The 15,820-nt window shown below is 64.0% G+C and carries 15 protein-coding genes (1 of these 15 only partly in view); 3 read left to right on the forward strand and 12 right to left on the reverse strand.

The window, feature by feature from the left end; translation table 11 throughout:
• From AC4PTB_RS10710 to AC4PTB_RS10720, 3 genes are all read right to left on the reverse strand, one after another.
• Window positions 1-10 carry the start of a hypothetical protein gene (locus AC4PTB_RS10710; protein ID WP_136905713.1) on the reverse strand. Its footprint begins 179 nt before the window's first position, so only the first 10 of its 189 coding nucleotides appear in the window; the start codon lies at window positions 8-10; its stop codon lies off the left edge, out of view.
• A 289-nt stretch (window positions 11-299) separates the two neighbouring features.
• On the reverse strand, window positions 300-650 hold the full coding sequence (locus AC4PTB_RS10715) for a hypothetical protein (RefSeq protein ID WP_492189941.1): 351 nt from the start codon (window positions 648-650) through the stop codon (window positions 300-302).
• A 272-nt stretch (window positions 651-922) separates the two neighbouring features.
• Complete coding sequence (locus AC4PTB_RS10720; protein WP_492189942.1) at window positions 923-1,234, reverse strand: ETC complex I subunit; 312 nt, start codon at window positions 1,232-1,234, stop codon at window positions 923-925.
• Window positions 1,235-1,589: 355 nt separating this feature from the next.
• Between AC4PTB_RS10720 and uvrB the strand changes: the two genes are divergently transcribed.
• On the forward strand, window positions 1,590-3,773 hold the full coding sequence (uvrB, locus tag AC4PTB_RS10725) for an excinuclease ABC subunit UvrB (protein WP_492189943.1): 2,184 nt from the start codon (window positions 1,590-1,592) through the stop codon (window positions 3,771-3,773).
• A 9-nt stretch (window positions 3,774-3,782) separates the two neighbouring features.
• Here uvrB and AC4PTB_RS10730 read toward each other — a convergent pair whose 3' ends face one another.
• Window positions 3,783-5,087 (reverse strand): UDP-glucose dehydrogenase family protein, encoded by a 1,305-nt coding sequence (locus AC4PTB_RS10730; RefSeq protein WP_492189944.1) that lies wholly within the window; start codon window positions 5,085-5,087, stop codon window positions 3,783-3,785.
• On the opposite strand from AC4PTB_RS10730, the gene AC4PTB_RS10735 reads away from it, so the two are divergent.
• On the forward strand, window positions 5,065-5,400 hold the full coding sequence (locus AC4PTB_RS10735; protein WP_492189945.1) for a hypothetical protein: 336 nt from the start codon (window positions 5,065-5,067) through the stop codon (window positions 5,398-5,400). The two genes, AC4PTB_RS10730 and AC4PTB_RS10735, sit on opposite strands and share 23 nt — an antisense overlap.
• A gap of 1 nt (window position 5,401) precedes the next feature.
• Entirely contained in the window at window positions 5,402-5,587 is a 186-nt protein-coding gene (locus AC4PTB_RS10740; RefSeq protein ID WP_492189946.1) for a hypothetical protein, read from the forward strand.
• 147 nt (window positions 5,588-5,734) lie between these two features.
• Here AC4PTB_RS10740 and AC4PTB_RS10745 read toward each other — a convergent pair whose 3' ends face one another.
• The 8 genes from AC4PTB_RS10745 to AC4PTB_RS10780 all read right to left on the reverse strand — a co-directional run bounded on the left by AC4PTB_RS10745 (window position 5,735) and on the right by AC4PTB_RS10780 (window position 15,668).
• Window positions 5,735-6,424 carry a YjbF family lipoprotein gene (locus AC4PTB_RS10745; RefSeq protein ID WP_492189947.1) on the reverse strand — a complete coding sequence of 230 codons (690 nt, stop codon included), beginning with the start codon at window positions 6,422-6,424 and terminating at the stop codon, window positions 5,735-5,737.
• On the reverse strand, window positions 6,421-8,589 hold the full coding sequence (locus AC4PTB_RS10750; protein ID WP_492189948.1) for a YjbH domain-containing protein: 2,169 nt from the start codon (window positions 8,587-8,589) through the stop codon (window positions 6,421-6,423). The genes AC4PTB_RS10745 and AC4PTB_RS10750 overlap by 4 nt, the downstream gene beginning before the upstream one ends.
• Before the next feature lie 166 nt (window positions 8,590-8,755).
• On the reverse strand, window positions 8,756-9,910 hold the full coding sequence (locus tag AC4PTB_RS10755) for an iron-containing alcohol dehydrogenase (protein ID WP_492189949.1): 1,155 nt from the start codon (window positions 9,908-9,910) through the stop codon (window positions 8,756-8,758).
• Window positions 9,907-11,295, reverse strand: a complete 1,389-nt coding sequence (locus AC4PTB_RS10760; protein WP_492189950.1) for an aldehyde dehydrogenase family protein — start codon at window positions 11,293-11,295, stop codon at window positions 9,907-9,909. Before AC4PTB_RS10760 ends, AC4PTB_RS10755 begins: the two co-directional genes overlap by 4 nt.
• Before the next feature lie 40 nt (window positions 11,296-11,335).
• The gene (locus AC4PTB_RS10765; protein WP_492189951.1) at window positions 11,336-12,700 is read right to left on the reverse strand and encodes a glutamine synthetase family protein; all 1,365 of its coding nucleotides are present in this window, start codon (window positions 12,698-12,700) and stop codon (window positions 11,336-11,338) included.
• A 53-nt stretch (window positions 12,701-12,753) separates the two neighbouring features.
• On the reverse strand, window positions 12,754-13,788 hold the full coding sequence (locus AC4PTB_RS10770) for a TRAP transporter substrate-binding protein (protein ID WP_492189952.1): 1,035 nt from the start codon (window positions 13,786-13,788) through the stop codon (window positions 12,754-12,756).
• A gap of 48 nt (window positions 13,789-13,836) precedes the next feature.
• Window positions 13,837-15,162, reverse strand: coding sequence for a TRAP transporter large permease (locus tag AC4PTB_RS10775; RefSeq protein ID WP_492189953.1), 1,326 nt, complete (start codon window positions 15,160-15,162; stop codon window positions 13,837-13,839).
• Entirely contained in the window at window positions 15,162-15,668 is a 507-nt protein-coding gene (locus AC4PTB_RS10780) for a TRAP transporter small permease subunit (RefSeq protein WP_492189954.1), read from the reverse strand. Before AC4PTB_RS10780 ends, AC4PTB_RS10775 begins: the two co-directional genes overlap by 1 nt.
• Between the last annotated feature and the right edge of the window lie 152 nt (window positions 15,669-15,820).

Genomic DNA, 15,820 nt, shown 5'->3' on the forward strand with positions numbered 1-15,820 from the left:
ACAGTTGCATGGCGATTCCCCAATCGATGGCCTCTCCAGCTTCGCGGATCGAGGTTAACCAAGAGTCAATCGCCCGCCGAAATCCGCCCTGACCGGCCGAGGAACCAGCGACGCCGCCTCGCCGCACTCTGCGGAAGCCGGGCTCGGCCGATGACGTCCTGAGACTTTGTCATCGCGTCTCCCCGCAGGGCAAGTCGTCGGAGCATTAGAATTAGACCGACGAAACCGTTTTCCCATCTACAGCGGACAACATGCGCCAAGCAGGCCCGCAAGGTGGCGGGCCTGCAGAAGGGGATCGATTACTGGAAGACCTGCGCGCCACCATGATCCGCCAGCCAGGCGTCGTGCAGCCATTTTTCGGTGCGCCGCCGCCCGGGCAGGGAAATCCAGAAGATGTCACGCTCAAAGACCATGACCTCTTCGCCGGGGCCGACAATCACCCAAAACCACAGCTTGTCGGGCGCTGTGCTGCGCATCTTGACCTTCATGCCGGTCAGGACCAGCCGTTGCCCGTCAAGGGTGATCGTTTCTTCATGGGGGGCGATCCAGTGGAGCTGATGGGCCGCGCGCAAATCGGGCGCATGACTTTGCAGAAATTGCAACGCGATCTCGTGCGCACGCTCCTTGCTCGGCAAGGGGCCCTTGGCCATATCGACCGTCATCCGGGCATACCCCAGCAGACGATCCCCAGCCTCGACGCTTGAGACATGTTCCCCCCCCAAGCTGCGGTTGGGTCTGCCCCGCCGGCTGCGCCCGCGTCAGAACAGCAGGGCGACCGTCAACGAGAACCTCGCCGGAATAGGGAGCCGGGTGCGCAATACGGAAATCAAGATATGAAAAGGGCGCCGATCAGGCGCCCCATATGTAGATTCCGGTGGAAACTCGAGCCCATAAGGTGAGAAAGCGGGTCTGTTCTACCCCCTCAATGGGTCCAGTTCGCCCGCCGGTTCGTCGCGAAATTCTCGCCGTAGCCCATCGGACGGATGTTGACCTTGCGCTTGTGCCCCTCGGTCACCGTGTAATCCAGCCCCTGCGCCTTGGCGAAAGCCTCCGCCGCCGCGCGGCTGTCGAACTTCAGACGCACCTGCGACTGGGTGTCGTCGGTCCCCGTCCAGCCCATCAGCGGGTCCAGATTGCGGGCATCCGCCTGCAGGAAATCGAGATACCAGAGCTTCGTTTTCGCCTGACCGGATTGCATGGCGTTGCGGGCCGGTTGGTAGATGCGTGCGCGCATGGGATCCCCCTTTGTCTTGCCAAGACCTAGGCCGATCCGCGGAAAAATTCAAGCTCTGCATACAATGGTGTGCAGTACGTGTGCCCGATCCGACGCGGCGTTCCGATCTGGGAAAGGGTGCTACCGGCCGGGCTTGGGGAGCGAGGGGTGGGGGTGGTGCCCCGGCCGGTAGCTAATCGCTGCTTGCCTGAACAATATGAGAACTTCCGCGCACAAAAGCAAGCACAAACTATCCATAAGGTCATGTTTTCCATCAGAAAAATGCGCCTCCCCCTTAACCTTCGCTTAACATCTGCAGCAATCCCTTGAAAGAGAACGAAAAGGGACCGACATTGGGGCGGATCAAGGAGGCCCCATGCCCCACAACAACACCGACCGCCCCACCCCGCGCCCCGAGGTTCTGACCCGTCCGAAGCTTGAGGGCGGCAAGCGATTCGTGATGAAGAGCGAATTTTCCCCCGCGGGCGACCAGCCGACGGCGATTGCGGAGATCTCGAAAGCCGTGCTGGCGGGCGAGCGCGATCAGGTGCTTTTGGGCGCCACCGGCACCGGCAAGACCTATACGATGGCCAAGGTGATTGAGGCGACGCAGCGCCCGGCAATCATCCTTGCCCCCAACAAGACCCTGGCCGCGCAATTATACGGCGAATTCAAGGGCTTCTTTCCCGACAACGCGGTCGAGTATTTCGTGTCCTATTACGATTACTACCAGCCCGAGGCCTATGTCGCCCGCACCGACACCTATATCGAGAAGGAATCGATGATCAACGAACAGATCGACCGGATGCGCCACTCGGCCACCCGGGCGCTTCTGGAACGCGACGACGTGATCATCGTCGCCTCGGTCAGCTGCATCTATGGCATCGGCTCGGTCGAGACCTATTCGGCGATGACCCAGGATCTGAGCGTCGGCGGCCTGTACGAGAGCCGCAAGTTCCTCGCCGATCTGGTGGCGCAGCAATACAAGCGCCTCGATGCCGCCTTTCAGCGCGGTTCGTTCCGGGTCAAGGGCGACACCGTCGATCTCTGGCCCGCCCACCTTGAGGACCGCGCCTGGCGGTTTTCCTTCTTCGGCGAGGAGCTGGAGGCGATCATCGAATTCGACCCGCTCACCGGCGCCAGGACCGACAGTTTCCAGCAGATCCGCATCTATGCGAACAGCCACTACGTCACCCCCCGCCCCACCCTGCAGCAGGCGACGAAATCGATCCGGATCGAGCTGGCACAGCGGCTCAAGCAGCTCCATGACGAGGGCAAGCTGCTTGAGGCGCAGCGGCTGGAACAGCGCACCAACTTCGATCTGGAAATGCTCGAGGCGACCGGCGTCTGCAACGGCATCGAGAATTACTCGCGCTATCTGACCGGCCGCGCCCCGGGCGAGCCGCCGCCGACGCTGTTCGAATTCATCCCCGACACCGCCATCGTCTTTGCCGATGAAAGCCACGTCACCGTGCCGCAGATCGGCGGCATGTATCGCGGCGACTACCGGCGCAAGTTCACGCTGGCCGAACATGGCTTCCGGCTGCCCTCCTGCATGGACAACCGGCCGCTGAAATTCGAGGAATGGGATGCGATGCGGCCGCAATCGGTCTTCGTCTCGGCCACGCCTGCGCCCTGGGAGCTGGAACAGACCGGCGGCGTCTTCACCGAACAGGTGATCCGGCCGACGGGGCTTTTGGACCCGGAGGTGGAAATCCGCCCGGTCGAGACGCAAGTGGATGATCTGCTGGACGAAATCCGCAAGGTCGCGGCGCGGGGGCTGCGCGTTCTGGTGACCACGCTGACCAAGCGCATGGCCGAGGATCTGACCGAATATCTGCACGAACAGGGCATCCGGGTGCGCTACATGCATTCCGACATCGACACGATCGAGCGCATCGAGATCCTGCGCGATCTGCGGCTGGGCGCCTTTGACGTGCTGATCGGCATCAACCTTCTGCGCGAGGGGCTCGATATTCCCGAATGCGGGCTGGTGGCGATTCTCGATGCCGACAAGGAGGGGTTCCTGCGCTCGGAAACCTCGCTGATCCAGACGATCGGGCGGGCGGCGCGCAACGCCGATGGCCGGGTGATCATGTATGCCGACCGCATCACCGGCTCGATGCAACGGGCGCTGAACGAGACCAACCGGCGGCGCGAAAAGCAGATCGCCTACAACCTCGAACACGGGATCACGCCGCAGACCGTGCGCAAGAATGTCGAGGATGTCCTGGCCGGGCTTTGGGCTGGCGATACCGACATGGCGCGCGTCACCGCCAAGGTCGAGGCGCCGCAGATCGGTTCGAACCTGGCGGCGCATCTGGAGGCTTTGCGCGCGAAGATGCGCAAGGCGGCCGAGAACCTCGAATTCGAGGAGGCGGCCCGGCTGCGCGACGAGGTGAAGCGGCTTGAGGCGGTCGAGCTTGCGGTCTCGGATGATCCGCTGGCGCGGCAATCGGCGGTCGAGGAGGCGGTCGAAGCCGCGACCCAGGCCAAGGGCCGCTCCACCGCCGGGCGGCCGGGGCAGCGCGGCGGGGTGAAGCGGCCAAAGAAGCGCTAGCCCCCTGCCCTAGCGGCCGACGCTGACATAGCCCTCGAAGCCCGCCTTTTTCGCATCCCGCGCGGAATAGATGTTGCGCAGATCGGCCATCCGCGGCGTCGTCATCTTCTTTGCCAGTTTCTTCAGATCGAGGGCGCGGAACTCGTTCCACTCGGTCAGAAGCACGACGCAATCGGATTTCTGCACCGCCTTGTAGGCATCGTCCATCCAGCTGACACCGGGCAACAGATGCTGCGCCTCGCGCATGCCCTGCGGATCGACGGCGCGCACCTTCGCCCCCGCCCCGATCAGCGCGGGCACGATGGTCAAAGACGGCGCATCGCGCATGTCATCGGTGTTCGGTTTGAAGGCAACCCCCAGAACGGTAATGGTTTTGCCATTCACCGAGCCATCGCAAAGATCGACGATCTTGTCGATCATCCGCCGTTTCACCTCGTCATTGACCTTGATCACCGTCTCGGTGATCTGCATCGGCACGGCATGATCCTGCCCCATCCGCGCCAAGGCCTGGGTATCCTTGGGGAAACACGAGCCGCCATAGCCCGGCCCGGCATGCAGGAACTTGTTGCCGATCCGGCCATCCAGCCCCATGCCGCGCGCCACTTCCTTCACATCGGCGCCGACCTTTTCGCACAGCCGCGCGATCTCGTTGATGAAGGTGATCTTCGTCGCCAGGAAGGCATTGGCGGCGTATTTGATCATCTCGGCGGTCTCAAGATCGGTGTAAAGCACCGGGAATTCGCGCAGGAAGAGCGGCCGGTAAATCTCGCCCATCACCTCGCGCGCGCGCTCCGAGGAGACACCGACCACCACCCGGTCGGGGCGCATGAAATCGTCGATCGCCGCGCCCTCGCGCAGGAATTCCGGGTTCGAGGCAACATCGAAATCCGCATCCGGGCGGGCCTTGCGGATCACCTGCTTCACCGCGCGATTGGTGCCCACCGGCACGGTCGATTTCGTCACCACGACGGCATAGCCGGTCAGCGCGGCGGCGATCTCCTCGGCTGCGGCCATGACATAGCTCAAATCGGCATGGCCATCGCCGCGCCGCGTCGGCGTGCCCACCGCGATGAAGACCGCCGCCGCGCCATCGACCGCCGCCGCCAGATCGCCGGTGAAGGACAGCCGCCCCGCCGCCACGTTCTTCGCCATCAGCGCGTCCAGGCCGGGTTCATAGATCGGCACCTCGCCGCGCAGCAACCGCTCGATCTTGGCCGGGTCCTTGTCGACGCAGACCACGTCATGCCCGAAATCGGAAAAGCAGACCCCGGAAACCAAACCGACATAGCCCGTGCCGATCATCGCAATCTTCATCTCAATTCCTTTCGTCGTGGCCCGACAAAATTCGTTGCCCGGCGCCGCGAAGTCAATCCGCACCGTGCCGGGCCGCGGCGAATGTTTGCATCTGGCCGGAAAACGGCGCCTTTTTGCCCCCTTCGCAGGTCGCTGCGGATGCAATGCTGCCCCGCAGCATGAAATCATCCACAGGGGGGTGCGAAAGTGCAACACTTTATGGAACCCTTATGGAACCGTCCCAGAATTCCCCTTTGCATTTATCGGCTCATATGCTTTTCTCGCCATGATGCTGCCGGGCTTGGCGGCTCTCTACAGCAATGACGGAGATTGACATGAAAAAGATCGCTACCATCGCCCTGGCCCTCGGCCTCTCGGCTTCGACCGCTTTCGCCGGCGGCTACACCGCTCCGGTCGTCGAAGCGACCCCGGTCGTCGCCCAAACCTCGTCGTCGAACGCCGGCATCCTGATCCCGGCGCTGCTGCTCGTCGGCGTCGCCGTGGCTGCCTCGTCGAACTGATTTCGACCAATCAGGCTCGCCTGACAGGCCGGAAAGCGCAAGCTTTCCGGCCTTCTTCTTTGCGCCAGATCATCGCCACGACCCGGCAGATCAGATGCAAAAGGGGCGCCCCGCAGAGCGCCCCTTTGCATGTCGATCGCCAAAGTGTCAGTCGCGCAGGGACTGCAGGGTCAGATAGCCCAGTCGCGGCCCGATCCATTGCCGCGAGGACAGCACCGTCCCCGCCGCCGAGACGATATAGCTGTTGTCGAAGGCGAAGCCATAGCCCTCGCAATGCACGGCCACCGGCGTCCCCTCGAACCGCATCCCGGCAAACTCATAGCCGGTGGGCGCGGCGGTGCCGGTCCGGCAGTCCAGCGGCAAAGGCCGCTCCCTGCCCAGCCCGTCCAGATAGCGCAGCTCGATCTTCACCTGCGTCGTGCGCCGCCCCTGCACCGCGCCGATCAGCGGCCCGATATCCGACGACATCAGATCGTTGCCAAAGCCGCGCGTGCCCGCCAGGATGCCGCCACGGGTGATCACCCCCTGCCCCGAGGGCGAGAACCAGGTCCGCATGCCGTTGTTCTCGCCGCGCAGCCCGAAGACCGAGGTGGATTTCGTCGCCTCGAGCGAGACCAGCATCAGCGGCCCCGGATTGGCCGCCAGCGCCTCGCGCGCGATCTGCTGCGGATCGGGGGCGGCGCCCTTCGGTCCGCGATGGAACAGCCCGCGCAGCATCGCCTTGACCTCGGCCGTCGCCTCGCGCCCGGTTTCCAGCCGGCTCTGATCCGTGCCGCAAGCCGCAAGCCCGGCAACAAGCGCCAGCGCGGCCAGCGCGGCCCGACGCATGTTCGTCATCGCCAGAATCTCCCCCATTCGTTGTAAAGCGAGCCGGTCTGCGCGCCGTGGACGGTGTCGAACAGCCGTCCGTCGATATCCAGCCGCGCGCCGCCGTCCCGCTGCAACGGACGGATCGTCGTCTTCAGCGTGTTGACCGAGGGCTTGCCGGTGCTCCAGGCCACCGGGATCGTCAGGCGGATGCCCTTGTCGAACGAGCCCTCGCCATAATCCTCCGAAGACATGTCGGTGATCGTCGCGAAGGCGCCGACCTTCCAGCCATTCTCGAACTGGCGGTCAAGCTCGATCGTGCCGCCCCAGTCCTGCGCCAGATAGCGGCCCAGATGCACCTCGCCGACATAGCCGCGGCCGAAATCGTAATAGGCCGAGACATGGCCGGTGGCGGTGTCATAGTCCTGAAAGCCGAAATGCTGGTCGAAATCGCGCTGTTTCACCCAGTTCGCCTCGATCCCCAGCGCCAGACGGCTGTCCACGGGTTTCCACAGCACCTCGCCGGAAACCCCGCCATACATCCGTTCCAGATAGCCCACCGTCACGCGCGAGAAGACATCGGGCATCGGCTGGCCGTAATGGCTGAGCGTCAGATATTGCAGCGCCAGATCGCCCTCGCGCTGATACTCGACCAGATCCGAGCGCACATGCTGCACCACCGAATCCGAGACCCGGGTGGAATTGTCGAGATTGCCCACCACCTTCTGCCGGACCAGACCCGACATCACCAGCCCCGGGGCCAGCTCGTATTTCGCCGACAGCTGGGCGCCGAAATCGGCCCGCAGCGGATTGTCGGGGTCGAAGATCGAGGCCTCGGCATAGGGCGTCAGGCCCCAGCGGAAGCGCGGATAAAGATCGGCGGTGCGCACCTGCGCCGGATCATGCGCGTCCGCCGCGGTGATCGTCGTCACCGGCAGGATATCGAGCGCACGGGTGTTTTCCAGCCGCTCCAGATCGCGGCGATGGAAGGTGACCGAGGAAATCGCCAGACCGCGTTCGACCGAGGTGATGGTGATCGTCTCGACCGAGGGCGGCAGGGCGCGGGTGGCGGCGCGGGCGGCATGGCCGATCGCCTGCGGCTGCGCGCCATAGGTCATGTTGCGGATGCGCAGCTCGGCCCGCGTCGCGGAAAGCGACATCGATTCAAGAACTTGCCCGTCCTTCTCCAAGGACTGCGCCAGCGCGCCCTGAATCGCGGGCTGCGCGGTCGGGTCCTTGCTCCATTCGCCCGACCAGCCCAGCCGGTCGGCGGTGACGGGCGGGCGCGGCTGCACCGGCAGGGGCGCCCGCTCGATGCCCGAGGCAAAGGGCGGCTCCTGCGGGTTGATCGCGCGGGTGATCTGGAAGCCGAACTTGTCGCCATGCATGTAGAAGAGCTGCAGGTGGGTAAAGGCTCCCAGCTGGTAATCGGCGCCGATATTGAGCGCGCTTTTCTGGTCCCAGTCGCCAAGCTTGGTTTCCTGCACATAGGCGTCCGAGGAATATTCGGCCTTCAGCGTCAACCGGTCGGTCATCGCATAGGACAGGCCGAAGAAGGGCGCGACATCGCCCCTGAACCAGAACTTGCCGTTGAACTGGCCACCGTTCGAGCTGTAATCATAGTCCGGGCGCGTCCCGAAGCTGCCGATCGATCCTTTCGAGCCAAGACGGCCCCAGCCCAGACCACCGGTCACCCGCAGACGATCCCCGATGCTTTTCGTGGCGACGATATATTCCGAGGAATAGACGCCGGTGCCGACGAAATCGTTCAGACCGACCGCGACGGCGGGGCGCCACCGCCCCTCCTCCAGCATCTGCCAGCGGATATCGAACGAGCGATCGTAAAGCGCCTCGTATCCCGAACCGTCGTCAAGCGGCATCAGCCCGGGCGCGCGCGAATAGCGGAAGGCACCGACCAGATGCGGCGCGATCTGGAAGGTCAGCGTGCCCCGGGTGGTGCCGTCGTCCAGGGCCGTCACACCCACCGCAAGTTCGCCATCGGGAAACATCTCGGCCGAGGGCATGTCGAGCACGCCGGGCATCCCGAAGGTGTTGCGCGTTTTGCCGAGCAGCGGATCGGCCAGCGCAGGCGCCGCGCCAAGGGTCGCGGCAAGAACGACAAGGCTGGTGGCCGAAAGCCAGCGGCCAAGACCGGATTTTCCCGGTTGCGGCAGGGGCGCAATCGCAATCTGCACGAGGATCTCCCAAATCTTTTCCCCGTTATACCCGGTTTCCGCCTCCAGACGAGAGCGAAACGCACCGATTGTGGCAGGAATGTGGGGGAATGGCAGGAAAGCCGCAACCTGTGGGGGATGCCGCAAAGGCTGGGGGTCCGGCGGCGCCAAACCGCCGGACCAACGCTCACAGGCAGGCGTCGAACAGCGCGCGGGTGTTTTCGCGCGTCATCGCGACGGGGTTGCCACCGCAGGAGGGATCTTCCAGCGCCATCTCGGTCAGCATCTCCAGATCCTCGGATTTGACGCCCATTTTCGTCAGCGTTTCGGGGATCTTGAGGCTGGCATTCAGCGCCACGACCGCGGCGCGGAAGCCGTCAAAGCCGCCCGGGATACCGATATAGGCGGCGGCTTTCTCGATCCGCTCCGCGATGGCGGCGCGGTTGAAATCGAGCACCATCGGCATCACGCAGGCATTCGTCGTGCCGTGATGGGTGCCATAGACCGCGCCGACCGGGTGGCTCAGCGCATGGATCGCGCCAAGGCCTTTCTGGAAGGCCACCGCCCCCATCGCGGCGGCCGACATCATATGGGCGCGGGCCTCGATATCCTGCGGGTCCTTGTAGACCCTGGGCAGGTTTTCGAACACCAGCCGCATCCCCTCCAGCGCAATGCCCTGCGACATCGGGTGATAGAAGGGGCTGCAATAGGCCTCAAGACAATGGGCCAGCGCATCCATGCCGGTGCCTGCGGTGATGAAGGCGGGCATGCCCACCGTCAGCTCCGGATCACAGATCGTGACCGCGGGCATCAGCTTCGGATGGAAGATGATCTTCTTCTTATGGGTGAGCGAATTCGTCAGCACCCCGGCACGCCCCACTTCGGACCCCGTCCCCGCCGTCGTCGGCACGGCGACGACGGGGGCGATTTTCGTCGCATCCGCCCGGGTATACCAGTCGTCCACATCCTCCAGATCCCAGACGCTCAGACCCTCGCGCTGATCGGCCATCAGCGCGATCATCTTGCCCAGATCCAGCGCCGAGCCGCCGCCGAAACAGATCACCCCGTCATGGCCGCCCGCCTTGTAGACGGCGATGCCCGCGGCCATATTGCCCTCGTTCGGGTTCGGATCGACCTCCGAGAAACAGGCCCGGCCCAGCCCGCCCTTGTCCATGATCTCAAGCGCTTGGCTCGTGATCGGCAGGCTGGCCAGCGCCTTGTCGGTGACCAGAAGCGGCTTTTGGATGCCCACCGCCTTGCAGTGATCGGCCAGTTCCGAGATCCGGCCGCAGCCGAATTTGATCGGCGTCGGGTAGTTCCAGTTTCTGTTCGGAACGCTCATTTCGTCACCTTCTTCAGATGGTAGGATTTCGGCCGCGTGACCGAATGATAGCCAAGCGCCGACAGCGCCGCGCCGCGGCCGGTGTCCTTGCAGCCGGTCCAGCACAAGGCCGGGTCCAGATAGTCGCAGCGGTTCAGGAAGACGGTGCCGGTCTCGATCCGCGCGCCGATGGCGGCGGCGCGGTCCACATCCTGCGTCCAGAGCGAGCAGGTCAGCCCATAGGGGCTGTCATTCATCGCGGCGATGGCTTCTTCGTCATTGGCCACGGCCATGATGCCGACCACGGGGCCGAAGCTTTCCTCGCGCATCACCCGCATTTCGTGGTTCACATTCACCAGGATCTGCGGGGCCAGATAGGCGCCGCCGTCGTCTTCAGGGAAAAGCGCGGGATCAATCAGCGCCGTCGCCCCCTCGGCGATGGCCTCGGCCACCTGTTCACGCACAACATGGGCAAAGCGCTTGTGCGCCATCGGGCCAAGCGTCGTCGTCTGATCGAAAGGATTGCCCAGTTTCAACGCCTTGACCCAGGCCACCGCCTTTTCGACGAAAGCATCATACAGGCTTTCATGCACATAGATCCGCTCGATGCCACAGCAGCACTGACCGGCGTTGAACATCGCCCCGTCCATCAGGCTGTCCACCGCCGCGTCCAGATCGGCGTCCTCCATCACATAGCCCGGGTCCTTGCCGCCCAGCTCCAACCCCAGCCCGGTAAAGGTGCCCGCCGCCGCGCGTTCGATCGCCGCGCCGCCGCCGACCGAGCCGGTGAAATTGACGAAGTTGAAGGCGCGGTTTTGCAGCAGCTCCTCGGTCACGTCATGGGTCAGATAGACGTTCTGGAACACGTCCTCGGGCAGGCCCGCCTCGGTGAAGGCCTCGACCAGACGCTCGCCCACCAGCATCGTTTGCGTGGCGTGTTTCAAAACGACCGTGTTGCCCGCGATCAGCGCCGGAACCAGCGTGTTGATCGTGGTAAGGTAGGGATAGTTCCACGGCGCGATGATGAAGACGACGCCGACGGGTTCGCGCGCCAGCATGCGTCGGAACTTCTCGCTGTCTTCGACCACGGTGGGCGCAAGGGTCTTTTCGGCGATCCCGGCCATGTAGTTCGTGCGCTCGTTCACGCCGCCGAATTCGCCGCCAAAGCGCGTCGGGCGGCCCATCTGCCAGGCCAGTTCCTCGACCACGCGGTCTTTCATCTCGTTGAGCTTCGCCACCCCCGCCTTGACCAGCGCGATGCGGTCTTCAAGCGGCCGCGCCGCCCAGGCGGGCTGTGCCGCCCGGGCGCGGGCGGCGACCGCCTCGGCCTCGGCCAGCGTCAGCGCCGGGCGCTCCGCATAGATCCGCCCATCCACCGGCGAGATACATTGGATCATCTTCGTCATGTCGACCTTCCTTTGGGGCGCCCTCGCCCCGGTGAACCCGTTACGCCCGCTCAAACCCGCGGTGCCGTTCCCAATCGGTCACGACGCGCAGGCTTTCCTCGATCTCCCAGCGCGCGGCGTGATAATAATGTTCCACCACATCTGCCCCCAGCGCCCGCGCAAGGAAAGAGGAATCCTTCAGCGCCTCGGCCGCCTCGATCAGCGAGCGCGGCACCGCGGGCGCGGTCTCGGACTGATACAGATCGCCGTTCACCGGCTGGCCCGGGTCAAGCATCTGTTCGATCCCCTCCAACCCCGCCGCCAGCAGCGCCGCGCAGGCCAGATAGGGGTTCAGATCGGCGCCGCCGATGCGGCATTCGATGCGGACGGATTTGGTGTTCTCGCCGCAGATGCGATAGCCCGCGGTGCGGTTGTCAAGCGACCAGACCGCTTTTGTCGGCGCGAACATGCCAACGCAGAAGCGCTTGTAACTGTTGACATAGGGCGCCAGGAACACCGAAATCTCGCGCGAAAACGCCAGCTGCCCGGCCAGATAATGCCGCATCAGCGCGCTCATGCCATGTTCGGCGGCGGGGTCGTGAAAGGCGTTCTTGCCGTCCTTCCAGAGCGACTGGTGGATGTGGCTCGATGACCCCGCCTTGCGGTGATCGTATTTCGCCATGAAGGTCACGCTGGCACCGTGTTGTTGCGCGATTTCCTTCACCCCAAGCTTGATCAGGCTGTGCATGTCGGCAGTGTCGAGCACGTCGGAATATCGCGCGTTGATCTCTTCCTGACCGGCCTCGGCCTCGCCCTTCGAACATTCGACCGGAATGCCCGCGGCGTAAAGCTTGTTGCGGATGTCGCGCATGATCTTTTCATCGCGCGCGGTGCCCATCAGGTTGTAATCGACATTGTGGCGTGCCATCGGCGTCGGCAGCGGATAGCCCGCATCGAACAGCGCCGGGAAGCTTTCCTCGAACAGGAAAAACTCCAGCTCGGTCGCCATCATCACGTCAAAGCCCATGGCTTTCGCCCGCTCGATCTGCCGTTTCAGCACCGTGCGCGGCGCATGGGCGACCGGCTCGTGGCTGTGGTGATCGAGCAGGTCGCACATCACCAGCGCCGTGCCCGGCGCCCAGGGGATGGTGCGCAGGCTCGCCAGATCGGGCTTCATCACATAATCGCCATAGCCGCGCGCCCAGCTGGACGCCTTGTAGCCCGGCACGGTGATCATCTCCATGTCGGTCGCCAGCAGATAATTGCAGCAATGCGTCTCCTGATGCGCGCTTTCAAGGAAATGCGCGGCATGGAAGCGCTTGCCCTGCAAACGACCCTGCATGTCGCAAAAACAGGCGATGACGGTGTCGATCTCGCCGCTGGCAACGGCCTTCTTCAGCGCGGCAAAGGTCAGGTTGGCGGGCATCTTTCTCTCCTCCTCGGGCGGGGAAAGGCCGGGGCAGCCCCCGGCCCCACCGATCAGTAGCGATAGGGCACGCCGGCCTTGACCATCGTGTCGTTGTATTTGCGGATGATCCCGACCACCTTCGCCTTGAGCGGGCTTTCGGCGGCAATCTCGTCCCAGAACTTCTGCGCGGCTTCCTCGATCTTCGCGTAATCCTCGGGCGGCAGCGAGGTCAGCGTCATGTCGGCGCCCTCGACGCGCAGCTTCGCCTCGCCCGCCCAGTACCACCACTGGCGGCGGTAATGCGACTGGTCGAAACAGGTCTGCAGCAGCTGTTGCAGATGCGCAGGCAGGGCGTTCCAGCGCTCCAGATTGGCGAAGAAATGCCCGATCCAGGCGCCCGAGATGTTGTTGGTCAGGAAATAGGGCGCCACTTTCGACCAGCCCGCGGTGTAATCCTCGGTGATGCCCGACCAGGCCAGACCGTCCAGCTCGCCGGTCTGCAGCGCCACTTCGACATCTTCCCAGGGCAGCGTGACCGGAATGACGCCGAATTGCGCGAGGAACCGCCCCGCCGTCGGGAAGGTGAAGACGCGCTTGCCCGACAGGTCGGCAAGCGATCTGACCGGCTCCTTCATGTTGAAGTTGCACGGGTCCCAGGACCCCGCCGAGATATGCCTGATGCCGACCTTGGCGTATTCCTCCTTCCAGATCTGATCGAGCCCCCAGCTGTTGAACAGCGCGGGCACATCCAGCGAATAGCGCAAGGCCAGCGGGAAATAGCCGCCGAAGACCGTCACCTCGGTCGGGCTGGCCATGCTGTCATCATCCGACTGCACCGCGTCGATGGTGCCGTTCTGCATGGCGCGGAAGAGCTCGCCCGTCGGCACAAGCTGATCGGCGGTGTAAAGCTCGATCTCCATCTGGCCGTTCGCAATGGTGTTGAAGGCGTCGATGGCGGGTTTCACCACCTCCTCGGCCAGCACCGTGCCCGCATAGGTCTGCAACCGCCACTTGATCGGCGCCGATTGCGCCAGCGCCGGGGTCGCAAGCCCCGCCGCAACCCCCACCGCGCCGGTGGCGAGGAACGTCCGTCTGGTCGTCGTCATTTCTCTCTCCTTGTCGGTTGCTGCCCCGTTTTCGGGGTCGTTCTTCACTCAGCGCCCCAGCATCACCTGCGGCAGCCAAAGCGCGATTTGCGGAAACACCATGATCAGCCCCAGCGTCAGCACCATCACCAGAACGAAGGGCCAGACCGAGCGGTAGATCACCGGAAGCGTATAGTCGGGCGGCGCCAGCGCCTTCATCAGGAACAGGTTGTAGCCAAAGGGCGGGGTCAGATAGGCGATCTGGCAGGTGATCGTGTAAAGCACGCCATACCAGATCAGATCGAAGCCCAAGGCCTTGGCAAGGCTGACATAAACCGGCGCGACGATGACCAGCATCGCGGTATCGTCCAGAAACATCCCCATCACCAGGAAGCTCAGCTGCATCAGCACAAGGATCTGCCAGGGTTCGAGCGCCAGATCCCTGGTGAAAAAGCTCTGGATCGAGCGCCCGGCCCCCAGCCCGTCAAAAACCGCGCCGAAACTCAGTGCCGCGGTGATGATCATCATGAACATCACGGTGATCAGCAGCGTCTGTTTCGTCGCGGTTTCCAGCACATGGCGGCTCATCCGGCCCTTGGCCCAGGCGACCAGCACGGTTGCCGCCACGCCGATCACCGAGGTCTCGGTCAGGCTGGCCCAGCCGTTGAGAAAGGGCAGCATCATCGCCACGAAGATGAAGACCGGCAGCAGCCCCGCCCGCAGCAGGCGGAACCTTTCGGCGCGGGTGATCGCGGCGCGTTCCGCGGCCGACATCCGCGGCGCCAGCGACGGGTTCGCCCAGGTGCGCAGGACGATGTAAAGAATGAACAGCGCCGCCATCAGCAGACCCGGGATGATCCCGGCCAGCCACAGGTTCGACACCGGCTGGCGCGCGATCATCGCATAAAGCACCAGCACGACCGAGGGCGGGATCAGGATGCCAAGGCTCGATCCCGCCTGAATCACGCCGGAAATCATCAGCTTGTCATAGCCGCGCCGCTGCAATTCGGGCAGCGCGATGGTGGCGCCAATGGCCATCCCCGCGACCGAAAGCCCGTTCATCGCGGAAATCAGCACCATCAACAGCACGGTGCCGATGGCAAGCCCCCCCGGCAGCGGCCCCATCCAGACGTGAAACATCCGGTAAAGATCCTCGGCCAGCCGGGTTTCGCTCATCACATAGCCCATGAAAATGAACATCGGCAGCGTCAGCAGCGCCGTCCATTTCATCAGCTTCATCACCGCCGAAAAGCCCATGTCGGCGCCGCCGTCGCCCCACAGCGTCAGCGCCGCGACCACGGCGACGATGCCGATGGCGCCAAAGACGCGCTGTCCGGTCAGCATCATCAGAAGCATCGTCGAGAACATCAGCGCGGCAATGGTGTTGTAATCCATCACAGTTTCACTCCGCGCAGGGTGGCCAGATCGCGGATCAGCAGCGCGACCGCCTGCAGCAGCATCAGCCCGAAGGCAAGCGTGATGACCGACTTGACCGGCCACAGCACCGGGCGCCAGGCGGTCGGATTTCGTTCCGACATTTCAAAGGAATAGACGGTGCTGTCAAAGGCGCCATAAAGCATCACGCCCAGATAGAACATCAGGCAGAAGACGGTGAAGACATCGGTCAGCGCCCGCCCCCTGTGCGACAGGCGCCCGTAGATCAGGTCCATCCGCACGTTCACGTCGGTCTGCAGCGCCCAGGGTGCCCCCAGCATGTAATAGGCGACCAGCGTGAACTGCGCCATCTCGAGCGTCCAGAGCGCCGGGACATGCGCGGCCTTGGTCAGCATCGAGACGATCATGATCGCCATGATCGCGTAAAGCAGATACATCGCGAACCGGCCGATGCGCCGGTTCAGCCCGTCAATGAAATGCACATAGGCGACAAGCACGCGGGGCATCAGGCGGCCTCCCTTGCGGCGGACGGACAGCTTGGCGCGGCAGCGGCACGCGGGATCTGCGCGCAAGCGGCGACGCGCGGCCCCGCCACCGCGCATCCCGTGATGACGACCGCGCTTTTTGTCGGTTCTTTCACCCTGGCTCCCTGATCTTG

Source organism: Rhodobacter sp. 4.3.4 (assembly GCF_058724655.1).

Excerpts from the sequence above, each read along its gene's own strand:
- AC4PTB_RS10715 (WP_492189941.1), bottom strand. The coding sequence starts at position 650 with ATGGCCAAGGGCCCCTTGCCGAGCAAGGAGCGTGCGCACGAGATCGCG.
- AC4PTB_RS10720 (WP_492189942.1), bottom strand. The coding sequence starts at position 1,234 with ATGCGCGCACGCATCTACCAACCGGCCCGCAACGCCATGCAATCCGGT.
- uvrB (WP_492189943.1), top strand. The coding sequence starts at position 1,590 with ATGCCCCACAACAACACCGACCGCCCCACCCCGCGCCCCGAGGTTCTG.
- AC4PTB_RS10730 (WP_492189944.1), bottom strand. The coding sequence starts at position 5,087 with ATGAAGATTGCGATGATCGGCACGGGCTATGTCGGTTTGGTTTCCGGG.
- AC4PTB_RS10740 (WP_492189946.1), top strand. The coding sequence starts at position 5,402 with ATGAAAAAGATCGCTACCATCGCCCTGGCCCTCGGCCTCTCGGCTTCG.
- AC4PTB_RS10745 (WP_492189947.1), bottom strand. The coding sequence starts at position 6,424 with ATGACGAACATGCGTCGGGCCGCGCTGGCCGCGCTGGCGCTTGTTGCC.
- AC4PTB_RS10755 (WP_492189949.1), bottom strand. The coding sequence starts at position 9,910 with ATGAGCGTTCCGAACAGAAACTGGAACTACCCGACGCCGATCAAATTC.
- AC4PTB_RS10760 (WP_492189950.1), bottom strand. The coding sequence starts at position 11,295 with ATGACGAAGATGATCCAATGTATCTCGCCGGTGGATGGGCGGATCTAT.
- AC4PTB_RS10765 (WP_492189951.1), bottom strand. The coding sequence starts at position 12,700 with ATGCCCGCCAACCTGACCTTTGCCGCGCTGAAGAAGGCCGTTGCCAGC.
- AC4PTB_RS10770 (WP_492189952.1), bottom strand. The coding sequence starts at position 13,788 with ATGACGACGACCAGACGGACGTTCCTCGCCACCGGCGCGGTGGGGGTT.
- AC4PTB_RS10775 (WP_492189953.1), bottom strand. The coding sequence starts at position 15,162 with ATGGATTACAACACCATTGCCGCGCTGATGTTCTCGACGATGCTTCTG.
- AC4PTB_RS10780 (WP_492189954.1), bottom strand. The coding sequence starts at position 15,668 with ATGCCCCGCGTGCTTGTCGCCTATGTGCATTTCATTGACGGGCTGAAC.